General features: G+C 65.0%; 13 protein-coding genes, 1 pseudogene and 1 riboswitch. Of the genes and pseudogenes, 4 read left to right on the top strand and 10 right to left on the bottom strand.

Features of this window, described 5'->3' with window-relative positions; genetic code table 11:
• Positions 1-64 precede the first annotated feature (64 nt).
• Positions 65-964, top strand: coding sequence for a hypothetical protein (locus B0T39_RS01435; protein WP_141111035.1), 900 nt, complete (start codon positions 65-67; stop codon positions 962-964).
• Between the two features lie 8 nt (positions 965-972).
• On the opposite strand, the pseudogene B0T39_RS01430 reads toward B0T39_RS01435, so the two are convergent.
• Both B0T39_RS01430 and B0T39_RS01425 read right to left on the bottom strand, forming a co-directional pair.
• Positions 973-1,776, bottom strand: a pseudogene (locus B0T39_RS01430) (IS5 family transposase).
• Between the two features lie 24 nt (positions 1,777-1,800).
• Positions 1,801-2,796: an N-acetylmuramoyl-L-alanine amidase gene (locus B0T39_RS01425; protein ID WP_217806180.1), complete on the bottom strand. Its 996-nt coding sequence runs from the start codon at positions 2,794-2,796 to the stop codon at positions 1,801-1,803.
• Positions 2,797-3,569: 773 nt separating this feature from the next.
• Between B0T39_RS01425 and motA the strand changes: the two genes are divergently transcribed.
• A complete protein-coding gene (gene motA / locus B0T39_RS01415) occupies positions 3,570-4,430 on the top strand; it encodes a flagellar motor stator protein MotA (RefSeq protein WP_081544466.1) in 861 nt (286 codons plus the stop codon).
• On the opposite strand, the gene B0T39_RS01410 is transcribed toward motA, so the two are convergent.
• The 4 genes from B0T39_RS01410 to B0T39_RS01395 are packed head-to-tail and all read right to left on the bottom strand — an operon-like array spanning position 4,414 to position 8,477.
• Positions 4,414-5,370: an ABC transporter ATP-binding protein gene (locus tag B0T39_RS01410; protein ID WP_081544628.1), complete on the bottom strand. Its 957-nt coding sequence runs from the start codon at positions 5,368-5,370 to the stop codon at positions 4,414-4,416. The two genes, motA and B0T39_RS01410, sit on opposite strands and share 17 nt — an antisense overlap.
• Complete coding sequence (locus B0T39_RS01405) at positions 5,363-6,916, bottom strand: ABC transporter permease (protein WP_081544465.1); 1,554 nt, start codon at positions 6,914-6,916, stop codon at positions 5,363-5,365. Before B0T39_RS01405 ends, B0T39_RS01410 begins: the two co-directional genes overlap by 8 nt.
• Positions 6,916-7,464 (bottom strand): GNAT family N-acetyltransferase, encoded by a 549-nt coding sequence (locus B0T39_RS01400; protein ID WP_081544464.1) that lies wholly within the window; start codon positions 7,462-7,464, stop codon positions 6,916-6,918. The genes B0T39_RS01405 and B0T39_RS01400 overlap by 1 nt, the downstream gene beginning before the upstream one ends.
• Positions 7,461-8,477 (bottom strand): thiamine ABC transporter substrate-binding protein, encoded by a 1,017-nt coding sequence (locus tag B0T39_RS01395; RefSeq protein ID WP_081544463.1) that lies wholly within the window; start codon positions 8,475-8,477, stop codon positions 7,461-7,463. The genes B0T39_RS01400 and B0T39_RS01395 overlap by 4 nt, the downstream gene beginning before the upstream one ends.
• A gap of 50 nt (positions 8,478-8,527) precedes the next feature.
• Positions 8,528-8,622: riboswitch (TPP riboswitch) on the bottom strand.
• Positions 8,623-8,760: 138 nt separating this feature from the next.
• Between B0T39_RS01395 and B0T39_RS01390 the strand changes: the two genes are divergently transcribed.
• Together B0T39_RS01390 and B0T39_RS01385 are read left to right on the top strand one after the other, a co-directional pair.
• Positions 8,761-10,263, top strand: coding sequence for a DUF1800 domain-containing protein (locus B0T39_RS01390; RefSeq protein WP_081544462.1), 1,503 nt, complete (start codon positions 8,761-8,763; stop codon positions 10,261-10,263).
• An 11-nt stretch (positions 10,264-10,274) separates the two neighbouring features.
• Complete coding sequence (locus B0T39_RS01385) at positions 10,275-11,453, top strand: DUF1501 domain-containing protein (RefSeq protein WP_081544461.1); 1,179 nt, start codon at positions 10,275-10,277, stop codon at positions 11,451-11,453.
• A gap of 50 nt (positions 11,454-11,503) precedes the next feature.
• On the opposite strand, the gene B0T39_RS26360 is transcribed toward B0T39_RS01385, so the two are convergent.
• The 4 genes from B0T39_RS26360 to B0T39_RS01305 form a co-directional block, all read right to left on the bottom strand.
• Complete coding sequence (locus B0T39_RS26360) at positions 11,504-17,527, bottom strand: calcium-binding protein (protein WP_141111034.1); 6,024 nt, start codon at positions 17,525-17,527, stop codon at positions 11,504-11,506.
• A 92-nt stretch (positions 17,528-17,619) separates the two neighbouring features.
• A complete protein-coding gene (locus B0T39_RS01315) occupies positions 17,620-18,819 on the bottom strand; it encodes a glycosyltransferase family 4 protein (protein WP_081544460.1) in 1,200 nt (399 codons plus the stop codon).
• 1 nt (position 18,820) lies between these two features.
• The gene (locus B0T39_RS01310) at positions 18,821-20,242 is read right to left on the bottom strand and encodes an HlyD family type I secretion periplasmic adaptor subunit (protein ID WP_081544459.1); all 1,422 of its coding nucleotides are present in this window, start codon (positions 20,240-20,242) and stop codon (positions 18,821-18,823) included.
• 9 nt (positions 20,243-20,251) lie between these two features.
• Entirely contained in the window at positions 20,252-22,399 is a 2,148-nt protein-coding gene (locus B0T39_RS01305; protein ID WP_081544458.1) for a type I secretion system permease/ATPase, read from the bottom strand.
• Positions 22,400-22,584 lie beyond the last annotated feature (185 nt).

Raw genomic sequence — 22,584 nt, 5'->3', positions numbered from 1 at the left:
CACACTGCGCCGCACCAACAAAAAGGCGGCGCTAAACGCCGCCCATCCCGCCTCAGGAGCGCTTATGAGAATTTCAGACCTATTGCTCAGCTGTATTCACCCGCGCGGTTCCGCGGACCCGGACACTCCGCCGCAAACCGCGCTGGCCGGCGAACTCAAACGCGCGCAGAACAGCGACGCCAACGCCGCCCTGCTGCGCGCCGCGCCCAGCCCAAGCGCCGCTCGCTCCCGCGCCCACGACAGCGCGCTGAACCAAGCCAGACGCCGCTTCGCCACCGCCGCGCCAGCCGGCGTGGACCCGGCGTTCAAACCCGCCCAGCAACGCTTCGCCCACTGGCTGAACCAACAACCGCTCAATACCTGGCGCCAACTGCTGCACAATCACCAAGCCCGCGAAGTGCACGCCTTCATTGACGCCCACACCGAAGACATGGCGCGCCGCGACCTGGCCAGGATGCCCGGCACAGACGCCAAGACCCTGATCCAGGCTTACCGCGAAGCCATGATCGCCGCCCAACTCTACCCGCAACAAGCCGAGCGCTTCCGCCAGGGCGGCGTCAGCACCCTCAGCCAGCAACTGGAACAACTCAGCCAGCAGGCAGGACTGGACTGCAGCAACAAACGCCCGCTGCAACAGCAGGCGCTGCAAGAGCTGATACGCGCCACGGCGGACCAAATAGCCGACGCGCTGGAGCAGACCAAACCGCAGTTGCTGCGCAAAGCGCTGGAACAGGCCAGCAACGCCTACCAGGCGCACCCGGCCGCCACCCGCCGGCAAGCCGCCTGCCAAGCCGCCGCCCAAACCTTATCCGGCGAACGCGAAGCCAATGACCAGAACACGCTGGGGCTGTCGCTGCGCCGCGCCGGCGGCGCCCGTCTCAGCCGCCGTCATTACGACTCCATCCGCTTGAGCCGAGAAACCTTCGCCCAGCGCCGGATTACCCTGGGCAAGCGCGCCGGCTAAGAACGTGTTTACGATCTTTTGAGTAAGAGCCCCAAGAAGGCCAGATGGATAAACTGTAGGCTGGTATTGAGTTTCCGCTCGCAGTTCTTCCACAGCCTTCTGCTCTTTTCCAACCAAGCGAAGCTGCGCTCAACAACCCAGCGTTTGGGCATCACCTTGAAGGTGTGCAGTTCGCTCCGTTTGGCAATCTGCACCGTCACGTCCGCACCCAAAATCTCGCTCACGCCTTGAGCAAACGGTTTGCCAACATAGCCACTATCCGCCAGCAGGCTCTGAACCCCAATCAATCTGGACTCACATTGCCGTAGCGCCTGTAGCGCCCCTTTGCGATCCGTTACCTCCGCTGTCGTGACTGCCACCGCGTGTGGCAGACCTTGCGTGTCCACAACAATATGGCGCTAATATGGCGCTTGATGCCTGATATCTTCTTACCTGCGTCGTAGCCTTTTAACCCTGCTGTATCAGTGTTCTTCACGCTCTGCGCGTCCACGATCAAGAACCTGCTGCAAGCGCTCCGCCCCAGTTTCTCTCGGGCCGCGCCAACCTGATTTTTTAAGCGCCTGCTCCAGCAGGCTGCCACCTTCACGTGGCTCACTCCACATGGTGAAGTACGAATGGACAGTACGCCATTTGGGAAATGCTTCAGGAAGCATGCGCCATTGGCAGCCGCTGCGGAGCAGGTACAGCACGGCACAAAACACCTCATACAAGTCCACTCGACGGGGACTTGTTCTCTTACGCGCGCTTTCCAGAAGTGGTCTGATCACTTCAAATTGTTCGCGACTGATATCGCTTGGGTAGCTTTTTCTCACCCCTGGATTTTCTCACACTCTGCTCTACTCAGAGACTTTGAACAGGTTCTTAGGCGTCAGCGGCCAGGTATCGCTACCCTTCCCATTGTCTTTCTTCGGCGCCGCGGCCGGTTTCGAGCCCGGCGTCCGTCCCGGACGCGGCCGGTCGAAGTATTTTTCCAGCAAGGCATCCAGGATCGCCGAGGTCTCGGCATCCGGCACCCCGTCGTAGCGCGCAGGCCGGAAATGCATCTGGAAGGCCGCCACCACGTCCTGGCTTTCTTTATCCAGCACGCCGGTTTGCGGCGCCTCGTAGCCGTAATCCAGCAAGCGTTTCTGCAGATCCCGTATGTCTCCGCGATAAGGCGCCCGCCGCAGGTAGAACTCAACCGCCTCGCGCTCCGGCCAAGCGCCGATATTGTAGTCGCGGTATAAGCGCTCCCACGGAAACTTGGGGCCCGGGTCCACCTTGCGCCCCGGCGACACGTCGGAGTGCCCCACGACCTTGTGCGGCGGAATCTGATGCCGCGCGATAATGTCTGCCGCCAGTTGCGCCACCACCGAGACCTGCGCCTCGTCAAAGTCGAACCACTGTCGTCGCATCAGGGGCAGTTCGTCCTCTTCCGGAGACGGGTAGCCCAGATTCACAATCTCGATGCCGATGGAGCTGGAGTTGATCAGGCGGTCCCCTTGCCAGTAACTGCGCCCGGCGTGCCAAGCTCTGCGCTCCTCCGGCACCAATTGGTATACCTTGTTGGACATGCCCAGCAAAGCGGCATCCGGCACCAGATAATGCGCGCTGGCGCCGTACTGGCCCTGCGTAAGCATTTCCAGCGCCAGACCGTTGGGCACGGCGGTGTAATGGAAGACCAGGTTGCGCACTCTGGAATCCTGGTTTTCGGACACCAGACTGGCGTCAATCCGATAGCTTTTAGTTGCCCCCTCAGCGCTGGCGCAAGCGGAACTCAATACGCTGGCCGCCAACGGCGCCAGCAGGGGCAAAGCCCCCGTCCAACCCAAAATGTGTCTTCTACTGATCATTTTCCATTTAACCTTATCGTCAAGTATGCGCGCGGTCGTTTTCCCGGCGCACATTGCACAGGTAGAGCTTTTCAACTAATAAATAGTTCCAATTAAGATATCGGCATGATAAATGCCATTTAATTAATATAGAAACACAAAGGTTTGACGCTAAACCACGCATCCAGGCTTGCCAGCCCTCCGATCCTGATTTAGATTGCGCAGCGATTCATGGGAAACGGGCATTGAGACTTTCAGCATTCAAATCCATCACCCGGCTGGCCCTGCTGCTGCTTATGCTCTGGCAGGCCTTGCCCTTGGCCAACGCCGCGGCTCACGCCGACGGCGCGCTTGGCCGCGCCGGTCCATCCTATGCCCTCGGCCACGGCATGGCCGCGGCACAAGCGGCCAGCGGCGGCCACGCCCACTACGCCGGCGAACAGGGGGGATGCGGAGAGTGCCAGGCCTTGCCATGCGCAAGCCCAAGCTTAGCGGCAAACGCGGCGACGTCAGGCTGGCCCGACGTCGTCACCGCCCTTCATCTGCGGCTTCCGCCCGCCCCTCCGCGCCGGCCGCCCCGCGCCTAAGACCCTGTTTGCGATCTACCCCGCGTCGTGGAACGCACACGGGGAGGCTTCGAGATGCTCCATGTACCGCTTTGTACATACCGCTTTCTCTGCCGCAACGCCCGGCCTCTCTCTCGCGAAACCTTGGGCAGGCTCCAAGCGTTCCGCCTTCTTTTCTCGCAAACGCGCCGCTCTCTCCGCGGCCTGAACCGCTTGGGACTACTACATATGAATGTAATCATCGGCTACGTCGTCGTGATCGGCATGATCTTCGGCGCCTTCCTGATCCACGGCGGCGCCATCGGCGCCATTCTCTCCGCGATGCCCACCGAGATGATGGCGATTCTGGGCGGCGCGATGGGCGCCTTTGTCGTCGCCAATCAGACCAAGAACCTGAAAGCGGTGGCGCGCGCGCTGCCCGCCGCGCTCAAGGGTTCGCGCCACAGCAAGGCTCGCGCGCTGGATCTGCTCAGCCTGCTGTACGAACTGCAGGTCAAGGCGCGCAAAGAGGGCATGATGGCCTTGGAGGCCGATGTCGACGCGCCCCAGCAAAGCCCTATCTTCAGCAAGTACCCGGCCATCGCCGGCGACCATCACGCGCTAAGCTTCATCCGCGACTACCTTCGCATCATGGTCAGCGGCAATCTGAACGCCTTCGAAATAGAAAACCTGATGGATGTGGAACTGGAAACCCACCATCAGGAGGGCATGGCGCCCATCGCCGCCATCCAGCGCCTGGGCGATGCCTTGCCGGCCTTCGGCATCGTCGCCGCCGTGTTGGGCGTGGTCAACACCATGGCCTCGGTCGGCGCGCCGCCTGCGGTGCTGGGCGGCATGATAGGTTCCGCGTTGGTGGGCACCTTTCTCGGCATCCTGCTGTCCTACGGCATGGTGTCGCCGCTGGGCGCCCTGCTGGAGCAGAAACTGGACGAGGACAGCAAGGAATTGCAATGCATCAAGACCGTGCTGCTGGCCGGCATGCAGGGCTATCCGCCACCCAGCGCCATCAAGTTTGGCCGCAAAGTCCTGTTTTCGAGCGAACGGCCGGAATTCGAAGAACTGGAGCAACGCATCAAGAGCCTGCGCTGAACGGGATCAGGGCGGACGCGTCCACCCCCAGGCCAAACTGGCCGCCCAGCCGCAGTTCCGCGCCCAGGCTCGCCGCCTCGCGCGCGGACAGGCTCAGGCTCAACCTCCCCGCCTGCGCGGCCACCTCCACGCGGGCGCCGTCCGCCAGCCAGGTCAGCGACTCGATGCGCGCCGGCGGGTATTGCTCTCCCAGCCGCAGCGCCTGGCCCGGCACCACGGCGTGTTCCAACACGTTTTCATAACCTATGAAGCGCGCCAGCCACGCATTCGCCGGCCTGGCCAGCAATTGCCGCGGCGCGTCGCATTGCACGATGCGCCCTTGGTGCAGCACCGCGGCGCGGCTCGCCATCGCGAACGCTTCCTCTCTATCATGCGTGACCAGAATGGCCGGTATGCCGGACTCCGCCAGCAACTGCGCGAACTCCCCTTGCAACTGGCCGCGTAAATGCGCGTCCAGGCTGGAAAACGGCTCGTCCAGCAGCAAGAGCCGCGGCCGGGTCACCAGCGCTCGCGCCAGCGCCACCCGCTGCTGTTCGCCGCCGGACAGGGTCCAGACCTTGCGCCGCTGATAACCGCCCAACCCCAGCCGCTCCAGCATCGCTCCCGCTTCGCGGGCGGCCTGGGCGCGAGACTGCCCGCGCTCGATGAGACCGAACATCACATTGCCCGCCACGTCCAAATGCGGAAACAGAGCGAAATCCTGGAACATCAGCGCGAAGCCGCGCCGTTCCGGCGGCAGCAAGCTCATGTCTTCGCCGTCGAAGCGAACGGCGCCGCCGTCCAGCGGCAGCAGGCCAGCGATGATTTTAAGCAAACTGCTCTTGCCGCAGCCCGACGGTCCCAGCAGAGCCAGGATCTCCCCGGCCGCCACTTCCAGCGACACGCCGTCCGCCGCCACTCTCCCGCCGAAACGCTTTTCAATCCCTCTGAGCTCAAGCACGCCCATCTCCTTTCTCCGGCTCGCCCGGCCGCGCCGCGCCGCTTTCAATCACGGCGAACGCCAGCGTCGCCAGTACCATCAGCAGACCGGACAACAACATCGCCGCGTCCGCGTTGGCCTGGCCGGGCCGACCCAGCTTTTGATAAATCAAGGTGGTCAAGGTCAGCCACTCCGGCCGGGACAGGAACAAGGTAACCGCGAACTCCCCCACCGCAGTGGCGGCGGCGAAGGCCAGCCCGCGCCGCAGAGCCGGCTGCAGCAAGGGCCAAACCACCCGCCGGAACACCCTCCAGGGGCTGGCGCCCAAGGAGCGCGCCGCCTGCGCCAGCTGTTCCGGCATGCCGTCCAACGCCGCGCCGGCGGCCTTGGCGACGAAGGGATAGGCCAACAAGACGTAGGCCGCCAGCAGCATGGCCAAATCCGCGCTCCAGCTTGGATAGAGCAACAGCAGGCCAAAAGCCACGCATACCGGCGACACCACGAAAGGCAGAAACGCCAAGGCTCGCAGCCACAGCCAGCGCCCCGCCGCCAGCGCGTGGCACAAGCCCAGCAGCCCGGACAGCAATACGGTCAGCAAGGTGAAGCGCGCCGAATTGAACAAGGCCAGCCGCAGTTCCTCGTCCCACAACGCGGCCAGCCCGTCGAGCGCGGACAGCGCTTTCCACAGCACCGCCAGCAAGGGCAAGCCGGCGAAGATCAACAGGATGGCGAGGGCCGCCGCCAGCCAGGCGCGGTCCGTCCACGTCCGCGCGGACGCGGGGAGCTGCGGCTCGCAGCGCGCCGGCACGCCCAAACGCGCTTCCAGCCAGGCGTAAACCGCGGCGACGCCGCCGGCCACCAGCAGGCTCAACAAGGCCAGCGCGCCGGCGTCGGCCAGGTTCAGCTCATACGCCACCAGCGTGTAGATCTCGACCTCCACCGTGGCGTAACGCTGGCCGCCCAGCAACAAGGCCAGACCGAAGCCGGAGAAACAGTAGAGAAAGACCAGGCATAGATTGGGCAACAGCCAAGGCAGCGCCGCCGGCCATTCCACGCGCCAGAACGCGCGCCAGCGGCCCGCGCCCAAGCTGCGAGCCGCGGCCAACCTGCTGGCGGGCACCTGGGCGAAGCCATCGGCGGCGGAGCGAATCACCAGCGGCAGATTGAAGAACAGATTGCCGTACAGCAACAGCCAGGGCGAGTCCTGCAGGTTTAGCCCGCTCAAACCCCGCGGGCCGAACAGCGCCAGCACCCCGACGCCAGCGACCAGGGTAGGCATCACAAAAGGCAACATCAGCAGGCGCAGCACCAGGCCGCGTCCGGCGAAACGGAATCGAGCCAGCGCCCACGCCGCCGGCACGCCTAGCAACAAGGCCAGCGCGCAAGTCGCCCCGCCCTGCAATACCGACCACAACATGCGCCAACGCAGATAGGGATCGTTCAGCAAATCGAAGGACAGCGGCTCTCCGCCCTCCTGCAACAAGCGCGCCAACGGCAAGGCGGACATGGCCAGCAAAAACAGCAAGGGGGGCGCCGCCAGCAATAGGCGGCTCCTACGGCTCGACATCAAGACGGCGTTCCCTTCAACGGCCAGCAGGCGGTCAGCACATCCTCCACCCCGTCTTCGTCCTCGCTTTGACCCGCCTTGGCGAAGCCCAGATCCGCGGCCAAACGTTGTGAAGGCAGGTTGTCCGGCGCGATGGACAGCACCAGCCGCGGCGCGCCGGCCCTGGCCGCCCAGGCGCCCATCGCCAGTACCGCTTCGCGGGCGTAGCCTTGGCGGCGATAAGCCGGGTAAATCGTGTAACCCAGCTCCACATCGCCGTAGTCGCCCAGATAAGGATGGCCCGGCAAGGAGTGGAAGTTGGCGTGGCCGACCATCGTCAGATCATCCCGGCGCAGCAAGGCGCGCACCGACCAGGGCGCGTAATCGGGCTGACGTTCGATATCGTCCAGCCGCAAACCCATCAATTCCTGCTCGTCCAGCCATTCCGCCGCCAGCGGCGCGCCCAGCAGCTCGACCGCCGTTTCCGGTTGGCCGGCCAGGCACAGCCACAGCGTTTGCGGGTCCAGATGACGCAGCAGCAGCCGCGGCGTTTCGATGTCCGGAATCATTGCCCGCCCTTCAACACCACCCGAGTCCAGCGCGACACCCATTGGCGGGAGCGCTCGGCGATCGCCTTGCTGTCCGGGGTGTCGTGCGCGGCCGGCTGCTCGGCGAAGCGGTAAACCGGGTCCAAGGCCACTTTGTCCATCACCGGGTACATCCACATCGTGGTGGTCACATCCTTCTGCACCGCCTCGGAGCGCAGGAAGGCGATGAATTTCTCGCCCAGCGCCGCCTCCTTGCCGCCCTTGACCAGGGCCGCGCCCTCCACCTGACGGAACACGCCGCCTTTCAAGGGCAGATTGCCGGTGGGCGCATCGCTCAGTTTCTGCTTGCTGTAGAACACCTCGGCGGCCGGACTGGTAGCGTAGCTGACCACCAGCGGACGACTGCCGCCGTTCTTGGAGAAATCGGTGTAGTAGGACTCGCTCCAACCCTTGCTGACCTTCAGCCCGTTGTCGCGCAAACGGCCCCAGAAAGCGAAGGCTTTGTCCTCTCCCATCGCGGCGACGGTGGACAGCATGAAGGCGAGGCCCGGGCTGGAGGTGGCCGGATTTTGCACCACCAGCAGGTTCTTGTAGGCCGGCTTGGTCAAATCCTCCAGCGTCTTGGGCAAGGCCAGTTGACGCTGAGCGAACCAGGCCTTGTCATAATTGAGCATGACGTAGCCGTAATCTATGCTGACCGCGCCCGGCAAAGCGGCCTTGCCGCCTTGAGCCAGCACCGCCGGCACCGGCGCCAGCACGCCGGCCTGCTGAGCTTTGCCGATCAGGCTGTTGTCGATGCCGAACACCACATCGGCGATGGGGTTGGCCCGGGTCAGGATCAGCTTGTTCAGCATCTCGCCGGCGTCTCCGGCCTTGATGATGGACACCTTGGCGCCGTTCTGCTTTTCAAACTCCGCAAGCAAAGGCTTGGACACCGTGAACGAGCTGTGCGACAGCACACGCAATTCGGCCGCCGACGCGGCCAGACTGACCGTCGCCAGCGTGACGGCGATCAAAGAGGGAAAACACTTCATGGACATCTCCGTACACAATGACAATTGGCCGGAGCAAGCGGAATGCGGGCAGCGCCCGCGCATCACGCTCCCTCCGCTGGCATGATCCAGATCAGGTTGCAGGGTATTTTCTCAGCCCGCGCCGCAGGCACCCCTGGTGACAGCGCGCCAGTATACCGCAGCGGCCGCGCGCTGACAGCCAACACTCTTTAACAGAGTCTGCCGGCGGCTTAACACGCCGATGACAAGCGCCTTCTAAGCTGAATGTGCTTGCGCCCGCTCCGGGCGCGCCGGGAGACCCTGCTTGAACCCCTTGCAAATCCTTTGCCGGCCGCTGACAAAAGCGGCGGACGCCATCCACGTCGCCGCCAAGGCCGGACTCTTGCTGGCCGTTCTCGGCTTGCCCGCGCTGGCCCAGGCCGGCATCGGCATCGCCGGCGCGCGCCACTTGCTGTCTCGCACCGGCTTCGGCGCCAACCCGGCGCAAATCGCCGTGTACGCGCCGCTGAGCAAAGAAGCCGCGGTGGACCGGCTGCTGGCCAATACCCAGGCTAGCGCCGCCACGCCGCCGCCGGCCTGGGTGGACGAAGCCTTCGAGCGGCCGGGACAGCCCAATCTCAGCGAAGAAGAGAAAAAGGCCTTGCAAAAGCGGCGCGCCGAGCACGCGGTGGAACTACGCGGCTGGTGGCTGAACGAGATGCGCTACACCACATCGCCGCTCAGCGAAAAAATGACTCTGTTCTGGCACAACCACTTTGTCTCCGCGCTGGACAAGGTGCGCTCGCCACAATTGATGTACCAGCAAAACCTGCTGCTGCGCCACTACGCGCTGGGCAATTTCGGCGACATGCTGCACGCCGTCGCGCGCGATCCGGCAATGATGCGCTACCTGGACACCGCCAATAACCGCAAGGGTCAGCCCAATGAAAACTTCGCGCGCGAAGTGATGGAACTGTTCACCTTGGGCGAAGGCCATTACAGCGAGCAGGACATCCGCGAGGCCGCCCGCGCCTTCACCGGCTGGGGGCTGGATCGCGACGAGCGCTTCGTCAACCGCCCGCGCTTGCACGACGACGGCGACAAACTGATCTTCGGCCAGCGGGGCAATTTCGACGGCGACGCCGTGTTGGACCTGCTCTTGCGACAGCCGGCCACCGCCGAGTTCATCACCGCCAAACTGTGGAAGGCTTTCGTCTCGCCCAAGCCGGACCCCGCCGCGGTTAAGCGGCTAGCCGGCGGCTTCCGCAACAGCCGCTACGAAATCAAACCCCTGCTGCGCGCCTTGCTGCTGAGCCCGCAGTTCTGGAGCAGCCAGGGCCAGCTGGTGAAATCGCCGCTGGAGCTGACCATCGGCACCTTGGTCACCTTCGATCTCAGCCCACCGGACTGGCGCGCGCTGGCCGGTCTCAATCGCCAGCTGGGCCAGGATGTGTTCGCGCCGCCCAACGTCAAAGGCTGGCCGGGCGGCGAGGCCTGGATCAACAGCGCCACCCTGCTGAGCCGCAAACAGTTTCTGGACCGCATCGCCCGCGACGCCGCGCCTGCGCGCAACGCCTTTGCGCTGCCGGGCGGCGGCATGGATGAGATGAAAGGCCGCGAGGCCCGCATCAACCGACTGGCGGCAGCCGGCCTGCGTTCGCTCAAACTACAGCCGGACGAATGGAGCGCCGTCTACCAAATCGGCAGCGCTCAAGACGCCGCCAAGTTCTTGCTGGCGCTGCCGCCGGCCAACCCTCTGCCCGAATCCCTCAGCGGCGCGCAAGCCATCGCCCCGCTGTTGCTGGACCCGGTATACCAAGTCCATTGAAAGGTACCGCCATGTTCCAACGACGCCAATTCCTAAAAGCCATGGCCGGCGGCCTGATGGTATCGGTGCTGCCCAATCTGAGCTGGGCGCTGGCGCCGGAGGGCTATCAGCGCCTGCTGGTGCTGATCGAGCTCAAGGGCGGCAACGACGGCCTCAACACTGTCGTGCCCTACGCCAGCGCCGACTACTACCGGCTGCGCCCCGGCATCGGCATCCCCCGCGAACAAGTACTGCCGCTGGACGAACGCCTGGGCTTGCACCCGGCCATGACCGGCCTGCTCCCTCTATGGCAGCAGCAGGAGTTGGCGGTGTTGCAGGGGGTTGGCTATCCCGATCCCAACCTATCGCACTTCCGCTCCATCGAGATCTGGGAAACCGCGTCCAATAGCCAGCAATACCTGAGCGAGGGCTGGCTGAGCCGGCTGTTCCGCGACCAGCCGACGCCGCGCGGATTCGCAGCCGACGGCGTGGTGCTGTCCAGCCAGGCTCTGGGCCCGCTAGACGGCGGCGCGCGCGCGGTGGTGCTGAACAACCCGCAAGACTTCGCACGTCAGGCCAAACTGGCGGCGGATCAGGGTCATGCCGGCAGCGGCGCGCTCGGCCATATTCTCAAAGTGGAGGGCGACATCCGCCAGGCCGCCGCCGAGTTGGGCCAGCCGGCCAAACCCGAGTCCGCGGCGGATTCGCCGATGGCCGCGCCCAGGCCGGCCGGAGCTTTCGCCCAGGCCGTCGCCACCCTGACCGACACCCTGTCGCGCGGCGTGTCCATCGCCGTGGCCCGCATCACCTTGACCGGCTTTGACACCCACGGCAACCAACTGCCCACCCAGACGCGGCTGCTCGGCGAACTGGCCGACGGCATCGCGCTGCTGCGCGCGCGATTGCAAGCGCAAGGGCGCTGGGACGATACCCTGGTGCTCAGCTACGCCGAATTCGGCCGCCGTCCGCGCGAAAACGGCAACCGCGGCACCGACCACGGCACCGCCAACGTCCATTTCGCCGCTGGCGGGCGCGTGCGCGGCGGGCTGTACGGACAAAGCCCGCAACTGGCCGGTGTTGGAGACGGCAACCTGCCCTGCGCCATCGACTTCCGCCAGGTCTACGCCACCGCCATCCAAAGCTGGTGGGGCAAGGACGCCCACAATGTGTTAGGCGGCCGCTTCGCCCCCCTTCCCATTCTCAAGACATAAAAAAAGCCGGCCCCTAAGGGCCGGCCGTCTACAACACTCAACTCAGCGCTTTACTTCCAGCTGGACGCCAACACCGGCTGCAAGGCCGCCTGGTAGTTGTCCGGCAGGTTGACCTGACCCGCGGCCGGCGGGTTGAACGCCGCCATCGCATTGACCAGCGCCTGCACCTGACTGGCCGCCAAGGCCTTGCCGTCGCCGGACTGAAGGGTCTCGATCTGGTTCGCGGCATTGCCGAACCAATTATTGATGGCCACCTTGTCATCGGTGCCGATCACGCTGACCTCCAGATTGGCGCCCTGGCGCTTGAACCACAGCTGATCGGCATTGACGCCCTGGCCGAACTTCAACACATCCTGGCCGCCGGTGTCGGTGATGCCATCCTGACCATCGCCTCGCTCGAACAGATAGGTATCATTGCCGTTGCCGCCCTCAAGCAGGTCGTTGCCGCGGCCGCCGACCAACAGATCGTTGCCCTCGCCGCCATACAAGGCGTCATGGCCGCCGTTGCCAACCAGCCAATCGTCAAGCACGCCGCCGCGCAAGGTATCGCCCAGCTCGGTGCCCAACAAGGGCACGCCCTGCTTCATCAACTGATCGGCGGTCCACTTCGTGCCGGAGGCGAAGGTGATCTGCTCGACCCAGTTGCTTTGATCGGCAAACCAGTCTTTCACCGTCACGCTGTCTTGACCGTTGAGGTGACGGAACACCATGTCGTTGCCGCTGCGCAGCACCTGGATATCGGTCTCCTTGATGTCGGCGCCGAAACGGATTTCGTCGCGGTAGTCGCTGGCCGGCCGGTTCGGATCCCCCTTGTCGATGATCAGGTCCTGACCGTCGCCCAGATTGAACAGATACAGGTCGCGCGCGTAACCACCGGTCATGGTGTCGTTGCCGGTGCCGCCTTCGAACACATTGTTCCAGCTGGTGGACGACACCGACATCAGGTCGTTGCCGGCGCCGCCACGCAAGGTGTCGCCTTCTTCGCGCCAGTAGCCGCCTTCGCTACCCACCAGCGTGTCGTTGCCGTCGCCGCCTTCCAGCAGATCCGCACCGTTGCCGCCGTTCAACGAATCGTTGCCGATCCCGCCGCGCAGCGTGTCGTTGCCGTCTTCGCCGTACAGGCCGTCGTCGCCCGCGCCACCTTCGATCAGATCGTTGCCGAGGCCGCCGTACAAGGAGTCGTTACCGCCGTTGCCCAGCATCCAGTCGTTGACGTTGCCGCCACGCAAGGTGTCGCCTAGCTCAGTGCCCACCAGCGGCACGCCCTGCTGCATCAGTTGCTCCGCCGTCCACTTCACCCCGCTGGCGAAGGTGATCAGCTCGACCCAGTTGCTCTGATCGGCGAACCAGTCTTTCACCGTCACGCTGTCTTGACCGTTGAGGTGACGGAACACCATGTCGTTGCCGCTGCGCAGCACCTGGATATCGGTCTCCTTGATGTCGGCGCCGAAACGGATTTCGTCGCGGTAGTCGCTGGCCGGCCGGTTCGGATCCCCCTTGTCGATGATCAGGTCCTGACCGTCGCCCAGATTGAACAGATACAGGTCGCGCGCGTAACCACCGGTCATGGTGTCGTTGCCGGTGCCGCCTTCGAACACATTGTTCCAGCTGGTGGACGACACCGACATCAGGTCGTTGCCGGCGCCGCCACGCAAGGTGTCGCCTTCTTCGCGCCAGTAGCCGCCTTCGCTACCCACCAGCGTGTCGTCGCCGTCGCCGCCTTCCAACAGATCCGCACCGTTGCCGCCGTTCAACGAATCGTTGCCGATCCCGCCGCGCAGCGTGTCGTTGCCGTCTTCGCCATACAGGCTATCGTTACCCGTTCCGCCTTCCAGCAGGTCATTGCCGGCCCCGCCGTACAGGGTGTCGTTGCCGGATCCGCCAAACAGGCTATCGTTGCCTTCATTGCCGAACAACTGGTCATCGCCGGCCAGGCCGAAGATCACGTCATTGCCCTTGGCGCCCTTCAGCGTATCCGCGCCGTCGGTGCCGTTCAGGGTGACGGCGGCCAGGCTGATCAATTCCAGCAGGCTCCAGCTTCCGCCGTTGGCGAACACGATGCTGCCGGACCATGAGCTCTGCACCGACATGCCGGCCTGGATGGTGATGCTGTCCACGCCGTTGCTGTGACGCAGCACCACATCGTCGCCAATGCGCACCACGGCGATGTCGGTCACCGAAATCCCCACGCCGAAGCGGATCTCGTCGTAGCTGCTCCAAGCGAGGTTGACGCCCTTTTCGCCATAGCGAATGGTGTCCTGGCCGTCGCCCAGATTGAAGATATAGACATTGCGTCCCGCGCCGCCTTCCAGCACATCGTTGCCGGCACCGCCCTTCAGCGTGTCGTTGCCGCCGCGGCCAATCAGGGTGTCGTTGCCGGCGCCACCGTCCAGCAGGCTGCCGCCCGCGCCGCCAATCAACACATCATTGCCGGCGGTGCCGATGTAGATGCCGCTGGCCCACTGATTGATCTGCACTGAGGTCCAGCTGCTGCCGTCGGCGAACACCACGCCGCCCACCCAGTTGCTCTGGCTAGTGAACCAGCCCTGGATCAACACCGAATCCACGCCGTTGACGTGTTGCAGCAACACGTCGTCGCCAACGCGCACCACGGTAATGTCGGTCACCGAGATGCCGGCGCCAAAGCGGATTTCGCTCTGGTGGCTGACGCTGACGTTCAAGGAATTGTTGATCACCACGTCGCGGCCGTCGCCCAGATTGAAGACGTAGATGTCTTGGCTGCCGCCGCCCTTGAGGGTGTCGTTGCCCTTGCCGCCTTCCAGGATGGATACGCCGCCGCCGGCGCTGATCAGCACGTCGTTGCCGGCGCCGCCCTTCAGGGTGTCGTTGCCGCCGCCGCCGATCAACACGTCGTCGCCGTCGCCGCCGTCCAGCAGGTCATGGCCCTTGCCGCCCTTGAGGACGTCGTTGCCGCTGGTGCCGATGAAAATGCCCGCCGCAAACTGGCTGATCTGCACGGAGGTCCAACTGCTGCCGTCGGCGAACACCACGCTGCCCACCTGGGACAGCTGGCTGCTGAACCAGCCCTGAATGCGCACCGAGTCGCTGCCGTTGACGTGCTGCAGCACGATGTCGTCGCCAACCCGCACCACGGTGATGTCGGTCACAGCAATGCCCGCGCCGAAGCGGATTTCACTGCTCATGCCCACCGATACGTTCAGCGAGTTGTTGATGACGACATCGCCGCCGTCGCCCAGATTGAACACATAGATGTTCTGATCCGCGCCGCCGCGCAGGGTGTCGTTGCCCTTGCCGCCGTCCAGGATCACCGTGCCGCTGCCGGTGGCGATCAGCACGTCGTTGCCGTTGCCGCCGCGCAAGGTGTCGTTGCCGCCGCCGCCAATCAGCGTATCGTCGCCGTCGCCGCCTTCCAGCAGATCGCTGCCGCTGCCGCCGTGGAAGGCGTCGTTGCCGCTGCCGCCCACATAGACGCCTTTGACGAACTGATTGATCTGCACTGAGGTCCAGCTGCCGCCGTCGGCGAACACCACGCTGCCCACTTGCATGCTCTGGCCGCTGAACCAGCCCTGGATGCGCACCGAATCGCTGCCGTTGACATGCTGCAGCAACACGTCGTCGCCGATGCGCACCACGGTAATATCGGTCACCGAGATGCCGACGCCGAAGCGGATCTCGCTGCTCACGCCCACCGACACGTTCAACGAGTTGTTGATGATCACATCGTTGCCGTCGCCCAGATTGAACACATAGATATTGTGCTCGCTGCCGCCTTGCAGGGTGTCGTTGCCCTTGCCGCCTTCCAGGATCACGGTGCCGCTGCCGCTGCCGATCAGCACGTCGTTGCCGGCGCCGCCCTTCAGGGTGTCGTTGCCGCCGCCGCCGATCAGCGTGTCGTCGCCGTCGCCGCCGTCCAGCAGATCGCCGCCCTTGCCGCCGGTCAGCACATCCTTGCCGCTGGTGCCGCCCGCGGCCACCACCATGGTCAACAGTTCGGCCGCGCTCCATTTGGAACCGTCGGCGAACACCACCACGCCGGCCCAGCCGGTCTTGTCGACCAGGCCGTTCTTGACGCGGATGCTGTCCTGGCCGTTGACGTGTTGCAACAGCAAGTCATTGCCGGCGCGCAGCACGCGGATGTCCTTGGCGCTGATGCCGGCCTTGAAGCGAATTTCGTCGTTGGCGCTCAAGGCGGCGATCTTGCCTACCTGGGAGCCGTAGTTGATCAGGTCGCGGCCGTCGCCCACGCCGAAGACGAAGGTTTCGCGGCCCTTGTTGCCGATCAGCACGTCGTCGCCGGCGCCGCCTTCCATCGTGGTGTGGCCGCTGACGCCGCCTTGCAGCTGGTCGTCGCCGGCGCCGCCGCGCAAGGTATCCTCGCCGCCGTTGCCTATCAGGGTGTCGTTGCCGGCGCCGCCGTCCAGCAGGTCGGACTGGCCGGAGCCCAGCAGCAGATCGTCGTCATCGCCGCCGGTCTGCACTTCCAACAGTTTCTGCGCCAGTTCCGCGCCCAGCCAGACGCTGCCGTCGGCGAACACGATCTGGCCATGCCAGCCATGCTCAAGGCTGAAGCCCGCCTGAATGGTGATGGAGTCGCTGCCGTTAGCGTGAATCAGCACGATGTCGTCGTCCTGGCGCACCACCCGGATGTCGTCTACCGAAATGCCGACGCCGAACACGATGCGGTCCTGCAAGGTCACGCTGACGTCCACGCCGTGCGCGGCGATCACGTCCGCGCCGTCACCCAGGCCAAACTGATAAATCTCCGCGCCGGCGCCGCCCACCAGGGTGTCGTTGCCCGCGCCGCCGATCAGCACGCTAACGCCCGCGCCGCCGCTGATCAGCACATCGTTGCCCAGGCCGCCGATTAGGGTGTCGTTGCCGCCGCCGCCGATCAGCGAATCATTGCCGGCGCCGCCGTCCAGCAGATCGCTGCCTTCCCAACCGATCAAGGTGTCGTTGCCGCTGCCGCCCAACTGGGTCAGCTTGATGTCGGCCTGGGTCCAGACCACGCCTTCGGCGAACACGATGCGTTCGATCCGGCTGTACGCGCTGGCGAAATAGCCTTCCACCACCAGGCGGTCGCTGCCGTTAACGTGGATCAGCACCAGGTTGTCGCCCTGGCGGCTGACGCTGACGTCCTTGACCAGGATGTCGGCGCCGAAACGGATTTCGTCTTTCACCGACACGTCCAGGCCGCCGGCGTCGCGGATCACGTCCACGCCGTCGCCCAGATTGAACAGGTAGACATCGGCGCCGGCGCCGCCGATCAACACGTCGTTGCCGCGGCCGCCGTGCAGCACATTGTTGCCGCTGCCGCCGTCCAGCGTGTCGTCGCCGTCGCCGCCCAGTAGGGTGTCGTTGCCGTCTTCGCCAAACAGCTTGTCGTTGCCGGCGCCGCCGTCCAGCAGATCGTCGCCGCCGCGGCCGTTCAGCACGTCATTGCCGCCCAGGCCGATCAGATGATCCTTGCCCAACCAGCCATTGAGGATTTCCTTGCGCTCGCTGCCGGTCTGCACGATCACGCGCTGCGCCAGATCGTTAATGCCCCATTCGCCGCCGTCGGCGAACACGATACGCTCGATCCAGAAGCTCTTGTCGGCGAACCAGCCCTTGATGGTGACCGCATCGTCGCCGTTGCGGTGCGACAACAGCAAATCGTCGCCCACATGCTCCAGCTGGATGTCTTCCGGGCGGATGCCCGGGCCGAAGCGCAGCTCGTCGCGATAGGCCGGATCCGTGTCCGCCGCGTCGCGCTTGTCCTGGGCGTTGTCGGTAATGGTGTCGAAACCATCGCCCAGATTGAACAGATAGATGTCCTTGTCCGCGCCGCCGATCAGGGTGTCGTTGCCCTCGCCGCCGGCCAGCACATTATTGCCGCTGCCGGCGTTGAGCAAATCGTCGCCCGCTCCGCCTTCCAGGGTGTCGTTGCCGGCGTAGCCGTTGAGCACATCGTCGCCGGCGCCGCCCTGCAGCAAGTCATTGCCGTCATAGCCGTTCAAGGTGTCGTTGCCCGCGCCGCCCTTGAGCACATCGTCCTGCGGGCTGCCTTCCAACACGCCGCCCAAGTCGCTGCCCGTTATGCTTGTCGTCATAACTTGTTTCCTTATCAATAATTGTTTGTGTCATCACGCACTACGATTTACTGCTTGCTACTACTTTTGCGGGCTCCCCACCAAAGCCGCCTTCACTCCGCCGGCAAACCCAACAACCGTCGATAGCCCGTCAATCCCGCCTCCACGCTGTAACGCGCCGCCGTCTCCCGCGCCGCACGCCTCAGCCCGCCGCCGTCCGTCTCCAAGGCCGCCCCCACCTTCTGCGCCAACGCCGCCGCGTCGAAGAAGTCGGTCAGCTCGCCGTTCTCCCCGTCCCGGATCACTTCCCGCACCGGCGCGGTGTCCGACGCCACGATGCGGCAGCCGCTGGCCATTGCTTCCAGCAGGCTCCACGACAGCACGAAGGGATAGGTCAGGTAGACATGGACCGCCGACACTTGCAGCACCTTTCGGTAAACCTCGTACGGCACCTTGCCCAGGAAGTGCACCCGCTCCGGGTCCACCGGCTTGTCCCGCAGCAGTTTTTCGCGCCAGCAGGCCGCGTCGCGCGGCGCGCTGCCGTAGCTGACGCCGTCGCCGCCGACGATGACGATCTGGCTGTCCGGCCGTTGCCGCAGCAGCGCCGGCAGCGCGCGCATGAAGCTGTGGAAGCCGCGATAGGGTTCGAGATTGCGCGCCACGTAGCTGACGATGGGCTGGCCGGCGCGCAGCGTCCGGCCGTTGGGCAGGGTCAGCGTCGCTGTCCGGTCCGGGCCCAGTTCGCCGCAGCGGATGCCTTCGTGCTGGATGCGCACACTCGGCCGGTAGGCCGCCGGGTGCAGGCTGTGTTGCCAGTGGGTGGGGGTGATGCTTTGATCGGCGTGTTCCAGGTTGAGCAGGTGCAGCGCGTTGCGCGCCCGCAGCCGCGCCGCGCCGTCCAGGCTGAGCGGGAATTCCGGATCGAAGTCGGCGTCGGCGCCTCGGCCGTGGTAGTAGTATTCGCTGTAGTGGATCAGCCGCGCCGCCGGGAACAGGTCTTTGAGGAACAGGGTTTCGCCCCAGCCGGGGTGGGCCAGGATGGCGTCCGGCCGGTAGCCGCGCTGTTGCAACGGCTGCAAGGCGCGCAGCACCGCCTGGCCGTGCAGCACCGCGTCTTCGTAGCTGTGCAGGTAGGGGTGGGTGTGCCGGTGCGGGCCGCGGTGCGGCCGGTAGCGCAGCAGTTTGACGCCGGCCAGGCCGGGCGCGCTGTCGCGCCCCACCGCCAGCAGCTCGATGTCCGGTCGCCCTTTCAGGTGTTCGGCGATGTGGCGCAGCTGGCCGGGGAAGTTTTGGTGGATCAGCAGCAGTTTCATCTCAGCGCTCGCGCAGGCCTTCGCCCACGTGCTGTTGCAGCGGACTCAGGAAGTAGTCGATCACCCGCCGCCGCCCGGTCTTGATTTCCGCGCTCACCGTCATGCCGGCGCTGAGCCGCACCCGCGCGCCGTCTATGCTCAGGTGGTCTTGCTTGAGCCGGATCCGCGCCAGGAACACCAAGCCCTTCTTTTCGTCTTGCATCGCGTCGTGGCTGACGCTGTCCACCACGCCGTCCAGGTAGCCGTAGCGGGTGTAGGGGAAGCTTTCCACTTTGACGGTGGCCGCCTGCCCCGGCCGCACGAAGCCGATGTCCTTGTTTTCGATCTGCGCTTCGATTTCCAGGGTTTCGTCTTGCGGCACCACGGCCAGCAGCGGCTGCGCTTCGGTAACCACGCCGCCCACGGTGTGGATGGCCAGTTGCTGCACGCTGCCGGCCACCGGCGCGGTCAGCCGGGTCAGCGCCTGGCGCTGGCCGGTCTTTTTTTGGTCTTCGCCGTATTGGCGCATTTGTTCGCGCGCTTCGCGCAGTTTGTCGAGGGCCTCGCTGCGGAAGTTGGCTTGCAGCGCTTTGCGTTCTTGTTCTTGCCCGGCGATGGCGGCGTCGAGTTCTTGCAGCCGGCTTTGCTGGCTGGCCAGGTCGCCGGCTTGTTCGATGCGCGCTTGTTGTTTGTCGAGGTAGGCGTGCTTGGAGATGAAGTTCTTGGCCAGCAGGTCTTGGTAGTCGTGTTCGCGCGCGGCGGCGATGCGGCCGGTGGCTTGCAGTTTGCTCACTTGCTGACGGGTGGTGGCGTGTTCGGCCTGGCGTTGGCGCAGGGTGGCGCCCAGCGCTTCGAGCTTGGCCTGGTAGCCGCGCCATTGGCCCAGCGCCAGGCTTTCTTCGGCCAGTCTCTGGCTGTCGGCGACGCCGGGGGTGGCCGGCAGCTGCGGCAGCCGGCCGTTGTCCAGCGCGTTCAGCAGCGCCTGATAGCGCGCGGCGGCCAGCGCCGCGGCGGCGTGGGCGTCGTCGGCTTTTTGTTTGTCGGCGCTGGCGCCGGTGGCGTCCAGTTCGATCAGCACTTGTCCGGCCTGGACTTGCTGGCCGTCGCGCACGTGGATGGCTTTGACCACGCTGGGTTCCAGCGGCTGCAGGATTTTGGTGCGTCCGCCACTGACGGTCTTGCCGCCGGCGACGGCGACGATGTCGAGCTGGCCCAGCACCGACCACAGCAGCGCGACGCCGAACAGCGCGCCGATCAGGCGCATGCTCCACATCGGCAGCGGGGACAGCGGGCTGTCGGTCAGTTCCAGGTGGGCGGGCAGGAAGGCCAGTTCGTCTTCGCGTCGCGGCTGCGGGTCCAGTTGATGGCGAATGGCCCAGTGCGCGGCAAAGGCCTGCCGGTAGCGCCGCGCGAAGTCGCGCAGCGCGTGCAGTTGGTGCTTCATGATGCGGGTTTATCCTTGTTGCAGGCTGTGCAGGCGGGCGTAGTAGCCGTCGGGCTGGCGGAGCAGGTCTTCGTGGCGGCCGCTTTCGACGATGCGGCCTTGGTCCATGGCGATGATGCGGCTGGCGCCGCGCACGGTGCTCAAGCGGTGGGCGATGATGAGCACGGTGCGGCCCTGGCAGATGGCCCGCATGTTTTGCATGATCGCGCGTTCGGATTCGTAGTCCAGCGCGCTGGTGGCTTCGTCCAGGATCAGGATGCGCGGGTTGCTGATCAGCGCGCGGGCGATGGCGATGCGCTGGCGCTGGCCGCCGGACAGGCTGGCGCCGTGTTCGCCCACCATGGTGTCGTAGCCTTCGGCCTGTTCCATGATGAAGTCGTGGGCGCCGGCCAGTTTGGCGGCGTGGATCACGTGGTCCAGCGCCAGCCCGGGTTCGGCCAGCGCGATGTTGTCGCGGATGCTTTGGTTGAACAGCAGGTTCTCTTGCAGCACCACGCCGATCTGCCGCCGCAGCCAGGCCGGGTCCGCCAGCGCCAGGTCGTTGCCGTCCACCAGCACGCGCCCGGATTCGGGCACGTACAGCCTTTGCACCAGTTTGGTCAGCGTGCTTTTGCCGGAGCCGGAGCGCCCGACGATGCCGATGACTTCGCCGGCCCGGATGTCCAGGCTCAGGCCGCGCAGGATTTCCGGGCCGTCCGGACGGTAGCGGAACACCACTTGGTCAAATTGGATACGGCCCTGGATCGCCGGCAGCGCCGCACGGCTGGCCGGCAGTTCGCTGCGGGTATTCAGGATGTCGCCCAGCCGTTCCACCGAGATGCCAATCTGCTGGAAGTCCTGCCACAGCTGCGCCAGCCGCACCACCGGCGCGGCCACTTGGCCGGCCAGCATATTGAAGGCGATCAGTTGGCCGACGGACAGCTCGCCGGCGATCACCAGCCGCGCGCCCAGCCACAGGGTGGCGACAGTGACCAGTTTCTGGATCAGTTGCACGCCGTTCTGGCCGATATTGGCCAGCCGGGTGACGCGGAAGCCGGCGGCCACGTAGGCGGCCAGCTGGTTGTCCCAGCGCCGGGTCATGTGCGGTTCCACCGCCATCGCCTTGATGGTGCCGATGCCGCCCACCGCTTCCACCAGGAAGGATTGGTTGTCGGCGCCGCGCGCAAATTTCTCGTCCAAACGCCGCCGCAGCAGCGGGGTCAGTCCGGCCGACCACAGCGCGTAGCACGGCAGCGACACCAGCACGATCAGGGTCAGCCAGCCGCTGTAGTACCACATCACCGCCAGGAACACGAAGGAGAACAGCAGGTCCAGCACCGTGGTCAGCGCCTGGCCGGTGAGGAAGTTGCGGATGTTGTCCAGCTCGCGCACCCGCGCCACGGTGTCCCCCACCCGCCGCGCTTCGTAGTAGGCCAGCGGCAGCGCCAGCAGGTGGCGGAACAGCCGCGCCCCCAGTTCCACGTCGATGCGGCTGGTGGTGTGGGCGAACACGTGGCTGCGCAGCGCCGACAGCGCCACGTTGAACAGCGACAGGATCAACAGCCCCACCGCGATCACGTCCAGGGTGTTGAAGGCGCGGTTGACCAGCACCTTGTCCATCACCACCTGGAAGAACAGCGGCGTCACCAGCGCGAACAGCTGCAACACCAGCGACACCGCCAGCACTTCCAGCAACAGCTTGCGGTATTTGACGATGGCCGGCACGAACCAGGTGAAGTCAAACTTGGCCAAGGCCCCGGCCGCGGACGCGCGCGAGGCCATCAGCAGCAGCCGGCCGGCGTAGCGCGCCGTCAGCTCCGCCTGGCTCAGCACTTGCGGCCGGCCGTGCTTGAGGTCGTGGATCAGCACTTTGTCGCCGTCGCAGCGGGCGATGATGAAGTGTTCGCCGTCCGGCCGCAGCGCCAGCGCCGGCAAGGCGGTCAGACTCAAGCGATCCGGGCTTTGTTTGACGATGCGGGCCTTAAGGTTCAGGCCTTTGGCGGCCAGCAGCAGGTCGGTTTCGCTGAAGGGTTCGGCCTGGCGGCCGTATTGGTGGGTGAGTTGCGTCGGGTCGGCGGCCACGCCATGGAATTGGGCCAGCAGCACCAGGCCGAGCAAGCCCAAATCGCTGATGTTTGCGGAGGAGGCAGAACCGTCCGTATCCGTTTGAGCAAGCATAATGACCGATTGCATTTAATGATTTGGGGCACGATATGCCACACCATTACCCAATACAAGTAACACATTCACATTTTATTATGTGATTATTTAGCGCAATCAATAAGTGTTTGTTTGAAATAAAGCTTTTATTGCACCTGCAATGTTCTAAGTAAAACTACGCATTGACCGTGCCGCGCGCCAAA

The organism is Chromobacterium haemolyticum (assembly GCF_002081825.1).
Classification (GTDB): domain Bacteria; phylum Pseudomonadota; class Gammaproteobacteria; order Burkholderiales; family Chromobacteriaceae; genus Chromobacterium; species Chromobacterium fluminis.
Note: the sequence above shows the minus strand (reverse complement) of the source record. Positions and strands in the feature narration are given on the sequence as shown.